Source organism: Polaromonas sp. CT11-55 (genome assembly GCF_047303325.1).
Classification (GTDB): Bacteria; Pseudomonadota; Gammaproteobacteria; order Burkholderiales; family Burkholderiaceae_C; genus Polaromonas.
Map to the genome: position 1 here is coordinate 68,714 of NZ_JBKBEX010000003.1, position 15,544 is coordinate 84,257.

General features: G+C 60.5%; 15 protein-coding genes. 7 read left to right on the forward strand and 8 right to left on the reverse strand.

Going from position 1 to position 15,544, the window contains the following annotated elements; genetic code table 11:
* Positions 1-21 precede the first annotated feature (21 nt).
* The 4 genes from ACEN8I_RS03925 (at position 22) to ACEN8I_RS03940 (ending at position 3,845) form a co-directional block, all read left to right on the forward strand.
* Positions 22-1,119 carry a glycosyltransferase family 4 protein gene (locus ACEN8I_RS03925; RefSeq protein WP_413326512.1) on the forward strand — a complete coding sequence of 366 codons (1,098 nt, stop codon included), beginning with the start codon at positions 22-24 and terminating at the stop codon, positions 1,117-1,119.
* Positions 1,116-1,979, forward strand: coding sequence for an NAD-dependent epimerase/dehydratase family protein (locus tag ACEN8I_RS03930; RefSeq protein ID WP_413326514.1), 864 nt, complete (start codon positions 1,116-1,118; stop codon positions 1,977-1,979). The genes ACEN8I_RS03925 and ACEN8I_RS03930 overlap by 4 nt, the downstream gene beginning before the upstream one ends.
* The gene (locus ACEN8I_RS03935) at positions 1,976-2,956 is read left to right on the forward strand and encodes a glycosyltransferase (protein ID WP_413326516.1); all 981 of its coding nucleotides are present in this window, start codon (positions 1,976-1,978) and stop codon (positions 2,954-2,956) included. The genes ACEN8I_RS03930 and ACEN8I_RS03935 overlap by 4 nt, the downstream gene beginning before the upstream one ends.
* A gap of 154 nt (positions 2,957-3,110) precedes the next feature.
* Positions 3,111-3,845, forward strand: a complete 735-nt coding sequence (locus tag ACEN8I_RS03940) for a methyltransferase domain-containing protein (RefSeq protein ID WP_413326518.1) — start codon at positions 3,111-3,113, stop codon at positions 3,843-3,845.
* On the opposite strand, the gene ACEN8I_RS03945 is transcribed toward ACEN8I_RS03940, so the two are convergent.
* The 4 genes from ACEN8I_RS03945 to ACEN8I_RS03960 all read right to left on the reverse strand — a co-directional run bounded on the left by ACEN8I_RS03945 (position 3,835) and on the right by ACEN8I_RS03960 (position 9,024).
* The gene (locus ACEN8I_RS03945) at positions 3,835-5,691 is read right to left on the reverse strand and encodes a glycosyltransferase family 2 protein (protein ID WP_413326520.1); all 1,857 of its coding nucleotides are present in this window, start codon (positions 5,689-5,691) and stop codon (positions 3,835-3,837) included. The genes ACEN8I_RS03940 and ACEN8I_RS03945 overlap by 11 nt on opposite strands.
* Before the next feature lie 285 nt (positions 5,692-5,976).
* Positions 5,977-6,891, reverse strand: coding sequence for a class I SAM-dependent methyltransferase (locus ACEN8I_RS03950; RefSeq protein WP_413326522.1), 915 nt, complete (start codon positions 6,889-6,891; stop codon positions 5,977-5,979).
* Positions 6,888-8,225, reverse strand: a complete 1,338-nt coding sequence (locus ACEN8I_RS03955; protein WP_413326524.1) for an ABC transporter ATP-binding protein — start codon at positions 8,223-8,225, stop codon at positions 6,888-6,890. Before ACEN8I_RS03955 ends, ACEN8I_RS03950 begins: the two co-directional genes overlap by 4 nt.
* On the reverse strand, positions 8,215-9,024 hold the full coding sequence (locus ACEN8I_RS03960; RefSeq protein ID WP_413326526.1) for an ABC transporter permease: 810 nt from the start codon (positions 9,022-9,024) through the stop codon (positions 8,215-8,217). Before ACEN8I_RS03960 ends, ACEN8I_RS03955 begins: the two co-directional genes overlap by 11 nt.
* A 379-nt stretch (positions 9,025-9,403) precedes the next feature.
* On the opposite strand from ACEN8I_RS03960, the gene ACEN8I_RS03965 reads away from it, so the two are divergent.
* Positions 9,404-10,921, forward strand: a complete 1,518-nt coding sequence (locus ACEN8I_RS03965; RefSeq protein ID WP_413326528.1) for a PglL family O-oligosaccharyltransferase — start codon at positions 9,404-9,406, stop codon at positions 10,919-10,921.
* Here the strand turns inward: ACEN8I_RS03965 and moaC are convergent, their stop codons facing one another.
* Positions 10,922-11,407, reverse strand: coding sequence for a cyclic pyranopterin monophosphate synthase MoaC (moaC, locus tag ACEN8I_RS03970; protein WP_413326530.1), 486 nt, complete (start codon positions 11,405-11,407; stop codon positions 10,922-10,924). It lies immediately after the preceding gene.
* Positions 11,408-11,448: 41 nt separating this feature from the next.
* Here moaC and tfpZ point away from each other — a divergent pair, with 41 nt between their 5' ends.
* Complete coding sequence (tfpZ, locus tag ACEN8I_RS03975) at positions 11,449-12,228, forward strand: TfpX/TfpZ family type IV pilin accessory protein (protein WP_413326532.1); 780 nt, start codon at positions 11,449-11,451, stop codon at positions 12,226-12,228.
* A 31-nt stretch (positions 12,229-12,259) separates the two neighbouring features.
* Positions 12,260-13,843 carry a M48 family metalloprotease gene (locus ACEN8I_RS03980; protein ID WP_413326534.1) on the forward strand — a complete coding sequence of 528 codons (1,584 nt, stop codon included), beginning with the start codon at positions 12,260-12,262 and terminating at the stop codon, positions 13,841-13,843.
* Here ACEN8I_RS03980 and ACEN8I_RS03985 read toward each other — a convergent pair.
* The 3 genes from ACEN8I_RS03985 to ACEN8I_RS03995 all read right to left on the reverse strand — a co-directional run bounded on the left by ACEN8I_RS03985 (position 13,799) and on the right by ACEN8I_RS03995 (position 15,459).
* Positions 13,799-14,152, reverse strand: coding sequence for a phage holin family protein (locus ACEN8I_RS03985; protein WP_413326536.1), 354 nt, complete (start codon positions 14,150-14,152; stop codon positions 13,799-13,801). The two genes, ACEN8I_RS03980 and ACEN8I_RS03985, sit on opposite strands and share 45 nt — an antisense overlap.
* 77 nt (positions 14,153-14,229) lie before the next feature.
* Positions 14,230-14,679 (reverse strand): hypothetical protein, encoded by a 450-nt coding sequence (locus ACEN8I_RS03990; RefSeq protein WP_413326539.1) that lies wholly within the window; start codon positions 14,677-14,679, stop codon positions 14,230-14,232.
* A 51-nt stretch (positions 14,680-14,730) separates the two neighbouring features.
* Positions 14,731-15,459 carry a TerC family protein gene (locus tag ACEN8I_RS03995; protein WP_413326541.1) on the reverse strand — a complete coding sequence of 243 codons (729 nt, stop codon included), beginning with the start codon at positions 15,457-15,459 and terminating at the stop codon, positions 14,731-14,733.
* Positions 15,460-15,544 lie beyond the last annotated feature (85 nt).

Sequence of the window (15,544 nt, forward strand, 5' to 3'; positions counted from 1 at the left end):
AGTCATGGTTTGAACATTCTGATGAGCAGCACCTCCTACCCGGAAAGCCCTAAGGACTGGCGCGGCCGTTTCATCGCCAACCAGGCCGGCGCGCTGGCACGGCGTGGCGACGTTCGTCTTTCGCTTTGGGCGCCGCCGGGAGAGCTGCCCGCCCATGTGGCCGCCGCTACGACGCCGGCCGATGCGCTCTGGCTCGCACGCCTGTCGGAACAAGGCGGCATCGCGCATCTGCTGCGCACCCGGAAGGCGCTCGCCGCTGGAACCATCCTGGCCTTGCTGGCACGCCTGGGCCGCACCTATCGCCGCCAACCGGCCGACGTCATCCACGTCAACTGGCTCCAGAATGCCCTGCCCTTGTGGGGCACCAAAACGCCGGCGCTGATCACGGTGCTTGGCAGTGACTTTGGCTTGCTGCGCTTGCCCGGCATGAAGGTCCTGTTACGCGCTGTGCTGCGGCAGCGCCGTGCGATCCTGGCGCCCAACGCCGATTGGATGCGGCCGGCGCTGGAGCAGGCCTTTGGCGATCTGGCCGAAATTCGCCCGATTGCTTTTGGCGTGGATGACCCCTGGTTTGAAGTCACGCGCCGGCCTCCGGCAGGCAATGTGCGGCAATGGCTGGCGGTGACCCGGTTGACCCGTGACAAGATCGGTGACCTGTTCAATTGGGGCGAAGGCTTTTTCGGCAGTGAACGGCAATTGCACCTGTTCGGTCCTATGCAGGAGACGCTCGAACTTCCTTCCTGGGTGCACTATCACGGCCCGACGCACCCGGCTGATTTGCTTGAAAACTGGTTTCCCCAGGCCTGCGGATTGATCACCCTCAGCCGTCACGACGAGGGGCGGCCGCAGGTAATGCTGGAAGCGATGGCCGCGGGCATGCCGGTTCTTGCGTCCGACTTGCCGGCACACCGCGACATGGTTCAACACCGCGTCACGGGCTGGCTTGCGGCTGGCCGTGAGGAGCTGTCCCAGGGCCTGGAATGGCTGGAGGATTCCGTGCATAACCGGGTCACAGGACAGGCGGCTCGCGGCTGGATCAGGGACACGATAGGCACCTGGGACGGCTGCGCCGGCCGTTATGTGGCTGCCTACCAAAATCTTCTGGAGCGCCGCGCGTGAGGCGTGACGGCGTATTGCTGCTGGGCGGCGCCGGCTTCATCGGCAATGCCCTGGCCAGGCGCCTCCAGCGTGACAAGAGGCCGGTACATATCCTCGGCCGCCAGCAGCAAGCGCAGCTTGAGCAGGTGCTGCCTCAATGCGGCACGGTAGTGCATCTTGCCTGCTCCACCACTCCGGGCGTGTCCGCCTCCAATCCAAACCTTGAGCTGGGCAATCTCACCTTGACCTTGCGTTTGCTGGATTTGTTGAAAAGCCGACCAGACACTCACCTGATCTTTTTTTCATCCGGCGGCACCGTTTACGGTAACCCTCAAAGCCTCCCCGTGACTGAAGACAGCCCGCTTGCGCCGCTTTCCCATCACGGCGCAAGCAAGGCCTCGCAAGAGTTTTTCTGCGGCGCCTTGCGAGCCCGCGGCCATGCCGTCACCATCCTTCGTCCTTCGAATGCCTACGGCCCCGGGCAGACTGTGAAAAGCGGCTTTGGTCTTGTGCGGACCGTGCTTGAGCATGCCCGGCTAGGCACGGAAATGGAAATCTGGGGCGACGGTGAGAGTGTGCGTGACTTCATTCACGTCGATGACGTCGCCGAGGCGTGCGCGCGCCTGGTGTCCCTGCCGGACGACAGCGGAACTTACAACCTTGGCAGCGGCAAAGGGCATAGCGTCAACGAGGTACTGCGTATCGTCGAGAGCGTCGGCCGGCGCGAGGTGAAGAAAACGTATCGTCCGGCTCGTACGGTGGACGTGCGCAATATCGTGCTGGACATTTCGCGGCTGGAAACCCGCCTGTCCTGGGCGCCGCGCATTCCTCTTGAAGAAGGGGTTCAGGGAAGCTGGGAATGGCTATTGGGTCAGCCATGAAATCACACACCGCCGGGAACGCAATGTCACGCGCCGGAACGGAGGCAGTTCCTTTGCAGCAAGACGTCTGCAGTGCGTCCCTGGGCCTGGTATGCGCGGTCGTCGTCGCTTATTACCCCGACGAGGAATTCATTACACGGCTTCGCGGCCTGTCGCCCCAGGTTGCGCGTTTAGTCATTGTCGACAACACGCCGGCGGAATGCGCCGTGCGCCAGTTGGAGTTACCGGAGGACGCGGCAAACATCCACCTTGTTTCAAACCGGGCCAATCTGGGCATTTCAGCCGCACTCAACCAGGGCCTTCACCATGCCCTGGATGCTGGATGCAAATGGGCGCTGACACTGGACCAGGACACCCAGTGTTTTGCGGATATGGTGAGCACGCTTCTTGGCGTGTCCCAAGCCTGCTCGCCCGCACCCGCAGTAATCGGGGGGAACTATCTGGATCCAAGGAGCAAGCATCCCAAGGTCGCGATCGGAGAGGCTGCGAGCTTCCTGGTGCAAAAAACAGTCATCACATCAGGCAGCCTTGTCGACGTGCGCCTTGCGCTGGCGATGGGGGGGTTCCGGGAAGACTATTTCATCGACCAGGTGGATCACGAGTTCTGCCTGCGAGCCAGAGCGCATGGGCATCAGGTGATCATCAGTCGCAAGCCGGTCATGACCCATAGCGTCGGCGAGTCCGGCGGTGTGCGCCTTCCCTTGTTGGGCATACTTCCGAATCATCCGCCGGTGCGCAAATACTACATCGCCCGCAATACGGTGGTCACCGTGATGACCTACTGGCGGCGAGAGCCCGAGTGGTGTCTGCGGCGGCTGGCGCGCCTGCTCTTGGGGCTGGGAGGTATGGCTTTTCTGGAGAAGCAGGGCTTTGCCAAAGTCCGTGCATTCGCGGGGGGCATCGTGGACGGCTTGCGCGGGCGCATGGGTCCTTGCGCGAGGGAGTCGGTGCTGCGACCTCGCTCTGGGATATCCTGACCTCATTCAACACATGTTTTGGTCGCCAACCAATTCCCGCTTCCAGTCCTGAACTCCCCTCGGTAGTAACGCCATGATTCGAAGAGCCATTCACATACTGCAATCGCGGGGAATCCGAGGCCTTGCGCGTGCGGCGACAGTCCGTGCGCGCGGCTTGTTGGCGAAACAATCCGCGCTGTTGCGGATTTACCAGAACAGTTTTATAGGCAAGTCCGGGATCGAAATAGGCGGGCCCAGCCAGGCCTTTTCACGAAGAGGCGTCTTTCCTGTCTACCCTATGGTGGGAAATCTCGACAACTGTAATTTCGGTGCAAACACGGTGTGGGAAGGAACTCTCCAGCAAGGGAAAACCTTTGTGTTTGATTCAGCAAAGCCCGCCGGCCAACAGTACCTGGCGGAAACGACAGCATTGGGCGAGCTTCCCTCCGGAGCTTATGATTTTGTGCTGTCCTCGCACATGCTGGAACATACCGCCAACCCCATCCTTGCCCTGCTGGAGTGGAAACGCTTGTTGGTCGATGGCGGAACCCTGGTGCTTTTGTTGCCTGATAGACGCCACACTTTTGACCACCGCCGACCGGTGACCACGTTGTCGCACCTGATGGCCGACTTCAAGGCAGGAGTGGGGGAGGACGATTTGACCCATTTGCCGGAGATTTTGGCGCTGCACGACCTGGGACGCGATCCCGACGCGGGTGACATGGATTCCTTCAAGGCGCGTTCCCTGCGCAACGTGGAAAACCGCTGTTTACACCACCATGTATTCGATACGCGTCTTGCGTCTGAGCTCGTCGAATACATCGGCTTGGACGTTCATGGCGTGGAAGAAATAGTGCCGCATCACATACTGTTGCTGGCTCAAAATAGCCGGCAGCCAGTTAAGATTTGACTCCCCGGCGCTTCGCCCGGAGCTTGGCCACTATCCGAATCAATATGTAATAAAACAGATTCAACCAACGATTCTTCACCAGAATGTTTCTTATCTGGGATTTGGGAATCACCACCGCGTAAATGCTTTTCGAGAGTTCCATGGAGTAATCAATGACCTCCGCGGGACTAAGAGAAGTCAACATTTCCCTCTGCTTTTTCACCGCCAGCGCGTAATACGCGTCAAGCTGCAGGTGCCGATCCCGATAAGTCGCGCGGTCGCTGGGTACGCGATAGAGGGAGGTCGCTTTCTCCACCAACAGAAAATTGTGCTTGAGCGAATAGCGAGTCCACAGGTTCCAATCTTCCAGGTTTTCCATTGACTCATCAAAACCGCCGTACTGTTCATAAAGGGTGCGTCGGAACAGGACGGCCTGAATGGGTAGATAGTTGTGATGCCACAGGATAACGCGGGAAAACGTCTGAATATTAATAATGTCGCGTGCCGTCTCTTCGTATCGCAGAGGATCCACTGAGTTAACGCGAGTAGCCACCTGGTAAGCCAGAGAGTACGTGGCGGCAATATTGGGCCGTATGGAGAGCTCTGCGACCAATGTCTCGATATGCTCCGCGAAAAACAAATCGTCATCGTCGAGAAATACCATGAACTCACCAGTCGCCTGCTCCAGACCCGCATTGCCGGACTTGCAGCGCCCTACCTTGGGCAGGGGCCTGTAAACCACTGAAGTAATCACTTTCCTGCTGGCAACTTCTTCCAGATAGGCGCACGCATCATTCGAGCCGTCTTCTGTTACGACCAGCTCAATGTTGGGATAAGTTTGATTCAGCACCGACGTGACTGCCTCGCGCAACCAGGGAAGTCTGCCCCGATAGGTGCGCATAATCACGCTGACCAAGGGCGGATTGAGTGTTGGAGGGAGGCATGAATAAAACGCTCCTTCGCGTGCGCGCTCATAATCCCAGCGATTCAGCGGGAACGCCGCTTGGCTACCTCTTCTGGTGCGAAGAAAATAAAAGGCATTCCGAAGCATGTGCAAGCCATTTCGTCCCAGCCCTTTCCACAGGCCCTGAACCGGTGGGTGAAACATGTACAAGGAAAAATACATGAAGACACCCGCCAGAATCTGGAGGGGAGTGCCATAGCGCAAGCGGATATAGAAATTAGCCAGCGTGCTGCCGAAAAACTGCAGTGGTTTCAACTGCCCCGCACTCTCGTAGCTATGGTGCAGGCACACTGCTTTGGGGCAATACTTGAGCTTGAACCCCCGATCACGCAGGCGATAGGAGAGTTCGACATCCTCTCCGTATAAAAATATGCGTTCTTCGTAGCCGCCAACAGCCTCAAGTGCCGATCGCCGGAACAGTATGCAGGCGCTGGAAGACCACTGTGTTTCGAGGGTGACCGGGTTGTACCATTTTGGATGCTCGAAGGGCGTTTGCCTCAACTCCCACGACGCGACGTCTTCGGCATCCGCTTCGGCGGCGAAGATTACATGCCGGATCGAATCGGGTGCAAACTCCAGATCGACGTTCGTGACCAGGAAGTAGCTTGCGTCACCCTGATCAAGATTGCGGTTATGCCCATAACCAAAACCTAGATTCTTCCCCGTGTTGATGTGGAACCCGTGGAACAGTGCGCCGTAACGTGCCGCCATTGCCTGGCAGGCGGCCAAGGTATCGTCACCCGAAGAGTTGTCCCTGACAAAAATCCTGATTCGGGCAAGAGGATAGTCTTGCTTGAAAAGGCTCTCAAAAAACTTGCTTATCCATTTGCCCGAGTTATACGTCACCACCGACAGGTCGAGGAGCGGCAGGCTTTCAACGGTTTTTGTGTTTTCTTGACTCATCAGAGGCAGCCTGCAGTGGTCTCTCGCCTTGTCGGAAAAAGCGAGTCGATGTACATATGAAATGAGTGGGCGGCTGGAAGCATGCAGGATTGACTGGCTGCCCTGAGGCGGCCAGGCATGTGCTTAGTCAGCTTCGGCGGGATATTCATCTTTTGTCCCTGGTGCTTGCGTCGAGGCGGAGCCGGAAAAACATCATCAAGGCGCTTAGCTTGCAGAGTGCTTCTTTCGGGTCGGTGCATGTGCTCCGCGGACGCAAGGTTGATGTCGAGATGAAGTGCCGCAAACTCACGCACGTGGCGCGCGCAGCCCCAGCAACCTTGAGATCAAGTACTGGAACAACCGCAGCGGTTTAGTGAGCTGCCAGGAGAGCGTGGCCTTGACGCGCCCGATCTCTGCTGCCAACGCATCCCGATCTTCGGTCATTTTGGCAAGCTGCGACTCGCGATCCCGATAGAAGAAGTCAGTGCCGTCGAAAAAGCTGATCCTGGGAGGAGGAAGATCGCTATCGGAAATTACCGCAACGAGGAAAAGCGGTTGCGGATCCACCGGGCTGCTGACGATGGCGTTGTGGCTGCCCGTATGGAAGGAAAATACACCGCCCCCCTCGCTGGCGACCATGGGCGTCATTAACGATCCGTGGCGTACGCGCTGGCTGAAAAATGCGCTGTGCTTGAAGTGGCCTGCCAATAACTCCGTGAACTCGCCAAGACTCAGTTCCTTGACGTGATATTCGTTGCGATCCTGAGCAAGCTCGTTCAGAAGGTGCTTTTCCGGTGTTGAGATGACCACCACTCCATTGGGCCTGAGGACTCGTTTGATCTCGGCGAGCATGGCTTCGTGCTGATCGTGGTGTTCGATAGTCTCAAAGCTGACCACCACGTCCACGCTGCTGTCTTTCAAGGGGATGCGCGTGCAATCGCCTTGGAGAAACTCAAGGCCGGGCGCCGCATACTTTGATCGCGCATGTTGGATTACGATTTCGGACAAGTCCACGCCGACCACGGTTTTTGCCGTACCGGCGAGGAAATACGATCCGTAACCTTCGCCGCAAGCAATATCCAAAACATCCTTTTGAGCAGTGAAATCCCGAGCGAATGCGTATCGGTGCAAATGCTCCAGCTCAATGTCCCCTCGCAAGAAGGGAACGAACCGTTCGCCTGTCCAGGAAAACTCCTTTGTTTGGTCCGCGGTCGGTGTCATGCTTGCTCCGTATTCCTTTGATTGAGCGTTGTTGTCAACGAGATATCCCGCATCGGCAATCCAATGAGTGCGCCATCTACACTGCCCCGGCGGGATTCGAATACCAGTGCGTCATGAACCCAATGCTGGAATTCGTGAATGCCCTGGCTGCCTTCAGCAATAGCGGCCGCAATGGAATACTGGCCTATGGGCAATCGAGGCATGCGGAAACAAAATCGCGCCTCCAGTGTCTCGCCAGGAGAAGCGGCGACCGGATGATCGGCATAGCTCAAGTAGGTGTTATCGCCAAACAGGGCTTGGCCGATGCCGTCTTTAACGGTAAAACCGATGATGGGGGAGATCAGGTTCTCAATAACATGCGCCCGAATCGACAACGTAACGATCTCGCCGCCCACGACCCAACTGTATGGTCGTCCGGACTGGTCAATCAACCGGACATCCCGTATGCGCGCCCCACTTCCACCAAATGACGGCGCGGCGGGATCAAAGCGGAACAGCTTTAAATCATTTCGAAGGTTGCTTGCCTGCAAGTAGGGTAGTCGCTGGTCGGCCCAGTCGGCAATGCTGTCTTCTGGCGATGTTCGTTCGCTGTGTTGCGCACCCCCGAACAATGCCGAAAGGTAATTTTCGCAGACGGCCTTGACCGGGCCGAATGCTTGTACTACCCCCCGATCAAGCCACAACGCCCGTTCGCACAGGCCATTGACGGCGCGCATATCGTGGCTGACTACGATAAGCGTGCCTTTCTTGCGGAAATCGTTAAGGAAGCGGAAGCATTTTTGGGTAAAGAGGGCATCTCCAACTCCGAGGGCTTCATCCACAATCAAAATGTCCGGCTCAACATGAATGGCCACTGAGAATGCCAGGCGCACGTACATTCCGCTTGAGTAAGTCCGTACGGGTTGATCGATGAATTCCCCGATGTCGGCAAAGCTGGCAATCCTGTCGAAGCGGGCATCCATGTCCGCCTTGGTGAACCCGGTCACGGCGCCCTGAAAATAGACATTTTCCCGCCCGGTAAATTCTGGATTGAAGCCCGCCCCGAGCTCAAGCAGCGCCGAGATTCGGCCATTGACCTGAACGCGTCCGGATGATGGTTTGAGAATTCCGCAAATCAGCTGCAGCAGAGTGCTTTTGCCCGATCCGTTGCGTCCAATGATGCCAATGGTCTCCCCTCTTTTAATGTCAAAAGAAACCTCGCTCAACGCCTTGAATTCGTCGTGAAAGCGTATGCGCCCGAACGTGAGGGCTTGCTTGATGCGGTCGCCGGGATGGCCGAAGACCCGGTAGGTTTTGCCCAGATTCTCGGCAGAGATCGCCACTTCAGAGTGCATCGGCGAACTCCTCTTTGCTATGCTGGAAGAAGGCGTAACCGAGCACGGCCGCTCCCAGGCAAAAACCAAATGCGAGGATCCAGGCTGTCCATCCAATCGCCTGTCCGGTGACTGCGGCACGAGAGGCTTCAATGACAATGGCCAGGGGATTGACCTGGTAGAGCGGGCGCAACATCTGCGGCACTGCGCTTACCGGATAAAACACGGGCGACAAGAACATCAGCATCTGGATGAACACGGGAACAATTTGTGTCATGTCCTTGACGAACACGCCCCACGCCGCGATAAACCACGAAAGCCCCAAGGCAAGCAGCAACACGGGAAGGAGCAGAAGCGGGAAAAGCACGATCTGGCCATGCAGGCCGCCCACCCATGCCAGTGCTGCCACCAGGATCAGGAAGTTGAATGCGCCATGGACCAGGGCAGCACCCAGCGGAACGACCGGCAGGATATTTACGGGAAAGATGATTTTCTTGACAAAGCTGGGATGGCCGCGCACCGATGTCGGCGCACGGGAAGCAGTCTCGGCAAAAATATTAAAAGTGATCAAACCGCTGTAAAGCAGCAGCCAGAAGGGCAAACCACTGTTTTGCTGGGGCCAGCGCGTCTGGAAGACCTCGCCGAAGATAAAAGCAAAAATCGCCAGCATTAGCAGCGGGCTGAGAAAAATCCACAGTACGCCGAACATCGCGCCCCTGTAGCGCAGTAGGACGTCCCGCTTGATGAGTTGGCCGAGCAGGTAGCGGTGGCGCCAGATATCCGAAGCGATCCGAAGAGGGTTTAAAGCAACCGTGCTCATGGTTTGGCAAGCGCTCCGTCGGCCAGGGCACCAAGCCCGGCTCGAGTCACATTTGGTCGCGCTTGTTTGCAGGGGGTGTGCATATTTTCGATGATGGATGACTGTACCGGCGCGAAAAGCCTTGTTCGTACTGGGTTTCAAGGCGAAACGACACGATGCTAACGCATGGCGGCCTGAAAAGACGTTGCTATCGTGCATGAGGTGCCCTGCCGGTGCAGCCTGGCAGACCGGCGGCTGAAGTCGGCCTGACTGCTGTGCTTGCCACTCGCCTGTGACGAGGCAAGTCCCAGCTGCCAGGATCAGTTAATCTCACAAGCTTCGGTCTGATTCTCATCGTTTTGGTGAGTGACCGTTTTGAGCTTTCCGGCGTCCCACGTTTATGCAATTTATCGCCATTTTTTTTCTGGCACTCCCCTGGCTCAACCCGCTTGCGCCCGGCCCTTCGCCGGGCGTGGTGCCCTGGCTGGTGTCACTCGCCGCGGCGGCTGCCCTGGTGTTTCTGGCCTCGCTGCGTGCCTTCCCGGACCGGGCGGTGGGCGATACCTCCTTCGCCCAGCGCTGGGTGGTGCCGGCGGCCTGGGCCTGGCTGCTCGCCGGCCTGATCAGCAGCCTGATAGGCTTGCTGCAATACTTCGGCGCTACCGCGGCGCTGGCTGGCTGGGTGAGCCAGACGGTGGCGCCCGGAGAGGCATTCGCCAACCTCCGCCAGCGTAACCAGTTTGCCAGCCTCACCAATATCGCCCTGGCCGCGTTGGTCTGGTTCGCTGGACGGCGCGATTGCGCAGGACCTCTCCGGTGGCTTCAGTATCTGGGGGTCGGCCTGCTGGCGGCCGGCAACGCCGCATCTTCCTCGCGTGTGGGCTTGCTGGAGCTGATCGTGCTTTGCGTCCTGACGGTGATGTGGGGGGTGTGGCGCCGGCCCCGCGTTTGGCGCCTGCTGGTCACGGCGGTGCTGGCCTATGCCGTGGCGACGCTGGCGCTGCCCTGGTTGCAGGGGTTCGACCCGGTGGCGCATGGCATGGTGGCGCGGCTTCGCGGCGGCGAGCGGGCATGCGCGAGCCGCATCGTGCTGTGGTCCAACGTGCTGGACCTGATCGCGCAGAAACCCTGGCTGGGCTGGGGCTGGGGAGAATTGGACTATGCGCACTACGCCACTTTGTATGCCGGCCCGCGCTTTTGCGACATTCTGGACAATGCTCACAACCTGCCCCTGCATCTGGCGGTTGAACTGGGCATTCCGGCGGCGCTTCTGGTTTGCGGCTTTGGTGGGTGGTGGGTGGTGCGGAGGCGGCCCTGGCGCGAGACGGATGCCGTGCGCCAGCTGGCCTGGAGCGTGCTGGTGGTGATCCTGCTGCACAGCCTGCTCGAATACCCCCTCTGGTACGGGCCGTTTCAGATCGCTTTCGGCTTGTGCATAGGCTTGTTGTGGCGCAGCGGCGGCGAGGTGCCGGTGTCTGCCACGCCAAGAGCGCCTGTTTTGAAGAGGCTGCTGGCCGCGGTGGCGATGGCGTGCTGCGTCTACGCCGCATGGGATTACCACCGTGTCAGCCAGATTTACCTCGCCCCGCAGGATCGCAATGCGGCCTACCGCGACGGCACCCTGGCCAAGATCCAGGATTCATGGCTGTTTCGCAACCAGGTCCGTTTCGCCGAACTGAACCTGACGCCGTTGACGCGCGACAACGCCCGGTGGACCTTTGATACGGCGACGGCTCTCCTGCACTATTCGCCCGAGCCGTCCATGATTGAAAAAGTGGTTGAAAGCGCCGTCATGCTGGGGCTTGACGACGAGGCCTTGATGCATTTGGCGCGTTACCGGGCGGCTTTCCCGAAGGAGCACGCGCGCTGGGCGGCAGCAAAGGCCGGCTTGCCCGAAGGCGTCGAGCGTTTGCCCTGATCAGGGATTGGTGAAGCTGCCGGATTTCCCGCCGTGCTTTTCGAGCAGCTTCACGTCGGTGATGGTCATGGCGCGGTCGGCCGCCTTGCACATGTCGTAAATCGTCAGCAACGCCACTTGCACCGCGGTGAGCGCCTCCATTTCCACCCCGGTGGGGCCGACGGTTTCCACGGTGGCGCGGCAGGTGATGCTGGAATCGCTCTCCTGCGGCAGGAAGTCGATGGCCACGCGGGTCAGGGCCAGCGGATGGCACAGGGGAATCAGCTCGCTGGTTTTTTTGGCGGCCATGATGCCGGCCACGCGAGCGATGCCCAGGACGTCTCCCTTTTTGGCGTTGCCTTGAAGAATGATGGACAAGGTCGCCCGATTCATTACGATACGGCCCTGCGCAATGGCGACACGGTGTGTGGCTGCCTTGCCCGCCACGTCAACCATATGGGCCTGGCCTTGGCCGTCAAAGTGGGTGAGTGCGGGAGGGGAGGCCATGCTTTTACGAAACCTTTACAACGGGCCCTCATCATAAGACCATGTTTGCGAGTCAGAGTCCCCTCAAGAGCCGTTTGCTGGCGGCGGGTGTTCACTTTGGTATCAGTGTGACCGTTGCCGCCCTTGCGGCGGCGCTGGTTTTTTGGATCTGGTATCCCTACCCTTACCGGGAAATCTCAGGCGGCCGCGAGCTGTTCATGATCGTGGTGGCCGTCGATGTGGTCATGGGCCCTTTGCTCACATTGGCGGTGTTCAGTGTCAAAAAAGCCGCCAAACTGCTGCGGCTTGACTTGACGGTGATAGGCCTGTTCCAGCTGGCCGCGCTGGCCTACGGTTTATGGACGGTGGTCGTGGTGCGCCCGGTACACCTGGTATTCGAAATAGACCGTTTCAGGGTGGTCCATGCCATCGAGGTGCCCAAAGAGGAGTTGGGATTGGCGCCGGCCGGATTGGCTACGCTGCCATTGACCGGCCCCACGCTGCTCTCGGTGCGTGACTTCAAGGACGACAAGGAGCGCTCCGATATGACTTTTGAGGCTCTGGCGGGCAAGCCCCTGGGTACGCGCCCCGGATTCTGGCAGCGCTACGATCAGGGCAAGTCCCAGGTCCTGGCGCACGCCAAGCCGCTGGAGGAGCTCAAAAAACGTTTTCCGGCCCAGGTGGGCGAAATTGACACCGCGTTGAAATCAGCTTCCAGCAGAGGAGACAAGGCCAGGCCCATAGGCTATATCCCCATGGTGGGGCGTAAAACATTCTGGACGGTCCTGCTGGACACCAACACCGCAGAGGTCATTGCATTTGTACCCATTGATTCGTTCTAAGCACAGCCGGCTGCCAAGGTCCGGCCCGGTTTTGGGCCGGCTGGCTCTGGCCGTGCTCGCGTGGGTGGCTTCAGCCAACCTCTCGCTCGCCCAGGCGCCCGCCAGCGTACCTGGCGTCACCACGGGCTCCTTGCCCTCGCTGGGCGAAACTTCCGAACTGGCGGCCGCCGCGGAGCGGCGGATCGGCGACCGCATCGCCGCGAGCATCTACCGGGACCCTGATTACATCGACGACCCGGTGCTGACCGATTACCTGCAAAGCATTTGGCAACCACTGGTGGCCGCCGCGCGTACGCGCGGGGAATTGCATGCGGAGCTCGAAGAGCGCTTTGCCTGGCAGGTGTTCCTGATCCGGGACCGCAGCATCAACGCGTTTGCCTTGCCCGGCGGTTACTTCGGTGTGCACCTGGGGCTGATCGCCGCGGTCGGCAATGCGGACGAAATGGCTGCCGTGCTCGGCCACGAGCTCAGCCACGTCACGCAGCGGCACATTTCGCGCATGCTGACCCAGCAGTCGCGCCAGACGCCGTGGATGATTGCCGCCATGGTGCTGGGCGCCCTGGCGGCCGGGAAAAACGGCGACGCCGCCAGCGCCGCCATTGTCGGCGGCCAGGCCGTCGCGGTGCAAAACCAGCTCAATTTCTCAAGGGACATGGAAAGGGAAGCGGACCGCGTTGGGTTCGGCGTGATGACCGATGCCGGCTTTGAAAGCCGCGGCGTGACCACCATGTTCGAAAAGCTGCAGCAGGCTTCGCGCCTGAACGACAACGGCTCCTTTCCCTACCTGCGCTCTCACCCACTGACCACCGAACGGATTGCCGCGGCGCAGGCGCGCGTGCAACTGGCGGCCGCCGAGGCCGAAAAGCCTTCGCGTGAAAAACTGGTCGAGGCCGGCAAGGCCCGTGTGCTGCACGCCATGATGGCCTCGCGCGCGCGCATTCTGGCGGCGCCCGGGGTTGACGCGCTGCGGTCCATGGTGACGGAAGCCCAGCGCCGCACCGCTCCCCTTGCCCTGCAGTCGCCGGCCTCGGCGGACAACGTGCGCGATGCCGGCGTTTTGTACGCGGGCGCCTATGCGGCGGCGCAGCTGCGCGACTTCACGGGCGCCCGAAGCTTGCTGGCAAAACTCAGGCCGCTGGTCGCGGAGGTGCCGCAGGCGGCCGGTGCGGTGGATTTGCTGGGCGTCGACATCGATCTGCTGGCCGGCGTGGTACCGGCCACGGCCGCGAGCTTCGATATCTCCAAGGCGGCATCGCGCGCGGAGGTTTTGACCCAGGCGCGTTCACTGCTGGCGGCGCAACGGGCCCAGGACGTCTCCAGCCGGTTGCAAACCTGGGTGGCAGCGCATCCCAAGGATGCGACGGCCTGGCAGCTGCTCGCGGTCGCGTACGGCAACCAGAACCAGAATGTGCGGGCGGTCCGGGCCGACGCGGAAAGCCGGGCGGCGCAGCTGGACTATCCGGCGGCGCTGGACCGTTTCAAGGCGGCGCAGGCCATGATGCGCAGCAACCCCGGTAGCGCGGACTATGTGGAAGGCTCCATCCTCGACACGCGAACGCGCCAGACGGAATCACTTGTCAAGGAACAGGCGCTCCAGGACAAAGTCGATCACTAGCTGTAGCGCTGAATAAATCAGCGAGCCTATCAGCGCGGCGACGAAGCCCGTCACGTTCAGGCTGCTGGTCAGGCTGGCCGCGGCCCAGAACATGAGGGCGTTGACGACGAAGAGGAACAGCCCCAGCGTCACCAGCGTCACGGGCAGCGTCAGCAGCACGAGGATGGGACGCACCACCATGTTGAGCGCGCCCAGCACGGCGGCCGCGATCAGCGCGCCGGTAAAGCTGCTCACCACCACGCCCGAATACAGGTAGGCGACCGCCAACAGGGCGGCCGCGCTGAAAATCCATTTGAGGATGAGTTTCATACCCAAAGAATACCATCGGGCCGCCCAAAGAAAAATGCGCCCCTGGAGGGGCGCATTGCAATGGGCGGCAGGTCCCGTCAGTCGGTCGCGACCAGCAGGCCGGCGCCCGCCAGCGCGGTGGCGTAACCCAGCACCCCGTGGCTTTCCTGGGCCTGCGAGGCCGTTACCGGCTGCATATCCTGGCCGAACTTCGGCCGACGGGCATCCAGCACGCGCGCGGCGCCATGCCGCTTGATCAGGGACTCTGTCTGGGTGATCAGGGTGGTTTGCGCCAGCTGGGTCAGCACCATGTCGCCCTCTTGTTGCAGCAGGGGCATCAGCTGGGCGAAGACTTTTTCCGCCCACTTGCCGCGCCAGCTTTCGCGCGCGCTGTGCGTCACCCATTTGCTGACGCGGTGCGTCACGCGGGGTGCGCAGCCGACCACGATCCAGCGGGTGGGGTTGCGGGAGCCGCCTGCGGGCAGCATGGGTTGCAGCATCTGCAGGGCGTATGCGGCGTCGTCAACGTACACGATGATGTTGTCCATGAAGTTCTCCTTGAGTTGTCGTCGTTTTAGAAAGCTTGCCGGTTGCGGGCTTCAGTGAGGGATCAGGTCCGTGTCGCGGGTAGAGCGGTTGCGCCGGGTGGCCCACCAGCCCGCGCCGAGCACGCCGGCCACTGCCGCCGCATAGGTGAGCCACTGGGCGGCCGTATGCAGGGTGGCGGCGGAGGGTAAGGCGCCGGGTCCGCCGTAAATCGGGTCGAGCAGCTGTTCGCTCACGATCATCTTGGCGGCGGTGAAGGCCAGCACGGCGGCGCCGATGTTGATGATGACGGGGAAGCGCTCCACCAGCTTGAGCACCATGGTGCTGCCGAACACCACGATGGGGATGCTCACCAGCAGGCCGATGACGACCAGGTCGAAAGAGCCATGGGCGGCGCCGGCGACGCCGAGCACGTTGTCAATGCCCATCAGGGCGTCGGCCACCACAATGGTCTTCATCGCGCCCCAGAAGGTGCTGGCGACGGGGCCGTCGTGGTCCTTGTCGCCTTGGTCGGCCAGTAATTTGTAGGCGATCCACAGCAGCCCCAGGCCGCCTACCAGCATCAGGCCGGGGATTTTCAGCAGCCACACCACGCCGACGGTCATGGCGGAGCGGACCACGATGGCGCCCACAGTGCCCCAGACGATGGCTTTTTTCTGCAGATGGGACGGCAGGTTGCGCGCGGCCAGGGCGATCACGATGGCGTTGTCGCCGGCGAGCACCAGGTCAATGAGGATGATCGCCAGCAGGGCGGACCACCAGGGGGCGGTAAATAGTTCCAAAGCTCACACTCCATGTCAAGTTTCGACTTGGAAATCCGAACGGACGGACTTCCGGGCTCGTGAAACCGGAACAGGTTTGTGGATG

What these genes read in the sequence shown, in the direction of transcription:
- ACEN8I_RS03925 (WP_413326512.1), top strand. Translation starts at nt 22, where the DNA reads ATGAGCAGCACCTCCTACCCGGAAAGCCCTAAGGACTGGCGCGGCCGT.
- ACEN8I_RS03935 (WP_413326516.1), top strand. Translation starts at nt 1,976, where the DNA reads ATGAAATCACACACCGCCGGGAACGCAATGTCACGCGCCGGAACGGAG.
- ACEN8I_RS03945 (WP_413326520.1), bottom strand. Translation starts at nt 5,691, where the DNA reads ATGAGTCAAGAAAACACAAAAACCGTTGAAAGCCTGCCGCTCCTCGAC.
- ACEN8I_RS03950 (WP_413326522.1), bottom strand. Translation starts at nt 6,891, where the DNA reads ATGACACCGACCGCGGACCAAACAAAGGAGTTTTCCTGGACAGGCGAA.
- ACEN8I_RS03955 (WP_413326524.1), bottom strand. Translation starts at nt 8,225, where the DNA reads ATGCACTCTGAAGTGGCGATCTCTGCCGAGAATCTGGGCAAAACCTAC.
- ACEN8I_RS03960 (WP_413326526.1), bottom strand. Translation starts at nt 9,024, where the DNA reads ATGAGCACGGTTGCTTTAAACCCTCTTCGGATCGCTTCGGATATCTGG.
- ACEN8I_RS03965 (WP_413326528.1), top strand. Translation starts at nt 9,404, where the DNA reads ATGCAATTTATCGCCATTTTTTTTCTGGCACTCCCCTGGCTCAACCCG.
- moaC (WP_413326530.1), bottom strand. Translation starts at nt 11,407, where the DNA reads ATGGCCTCCCCTCCCGCACTCACCCACTTTGACGGCCAAGGCCAGGCC.
- tfpZ (WP_413326532.1), top strand. Translation starts at nt 11,449, where the DNA reads ATGTTTGCGAGTCAGAGTCCCCTCAAGAGCCGTTTGCTGGCGGCGGGT.
- ACEN8I_RS03985 (WP_413326536.1), bottom strand. Translation starts at nt 14,152, where the DNA reads ATGAAACTCATCCTCAAATGGATTTTCAGCGCGGCCGCCCTGTTGGCG.
- ACEN8I_RS03990 (WP_413326539.1), bottom strand. Translation starts at nt 14,679, where the DNA reads ATGGACAACATCATCGTGTACGTTGACGACGCCGCATACGCCCTGCAG.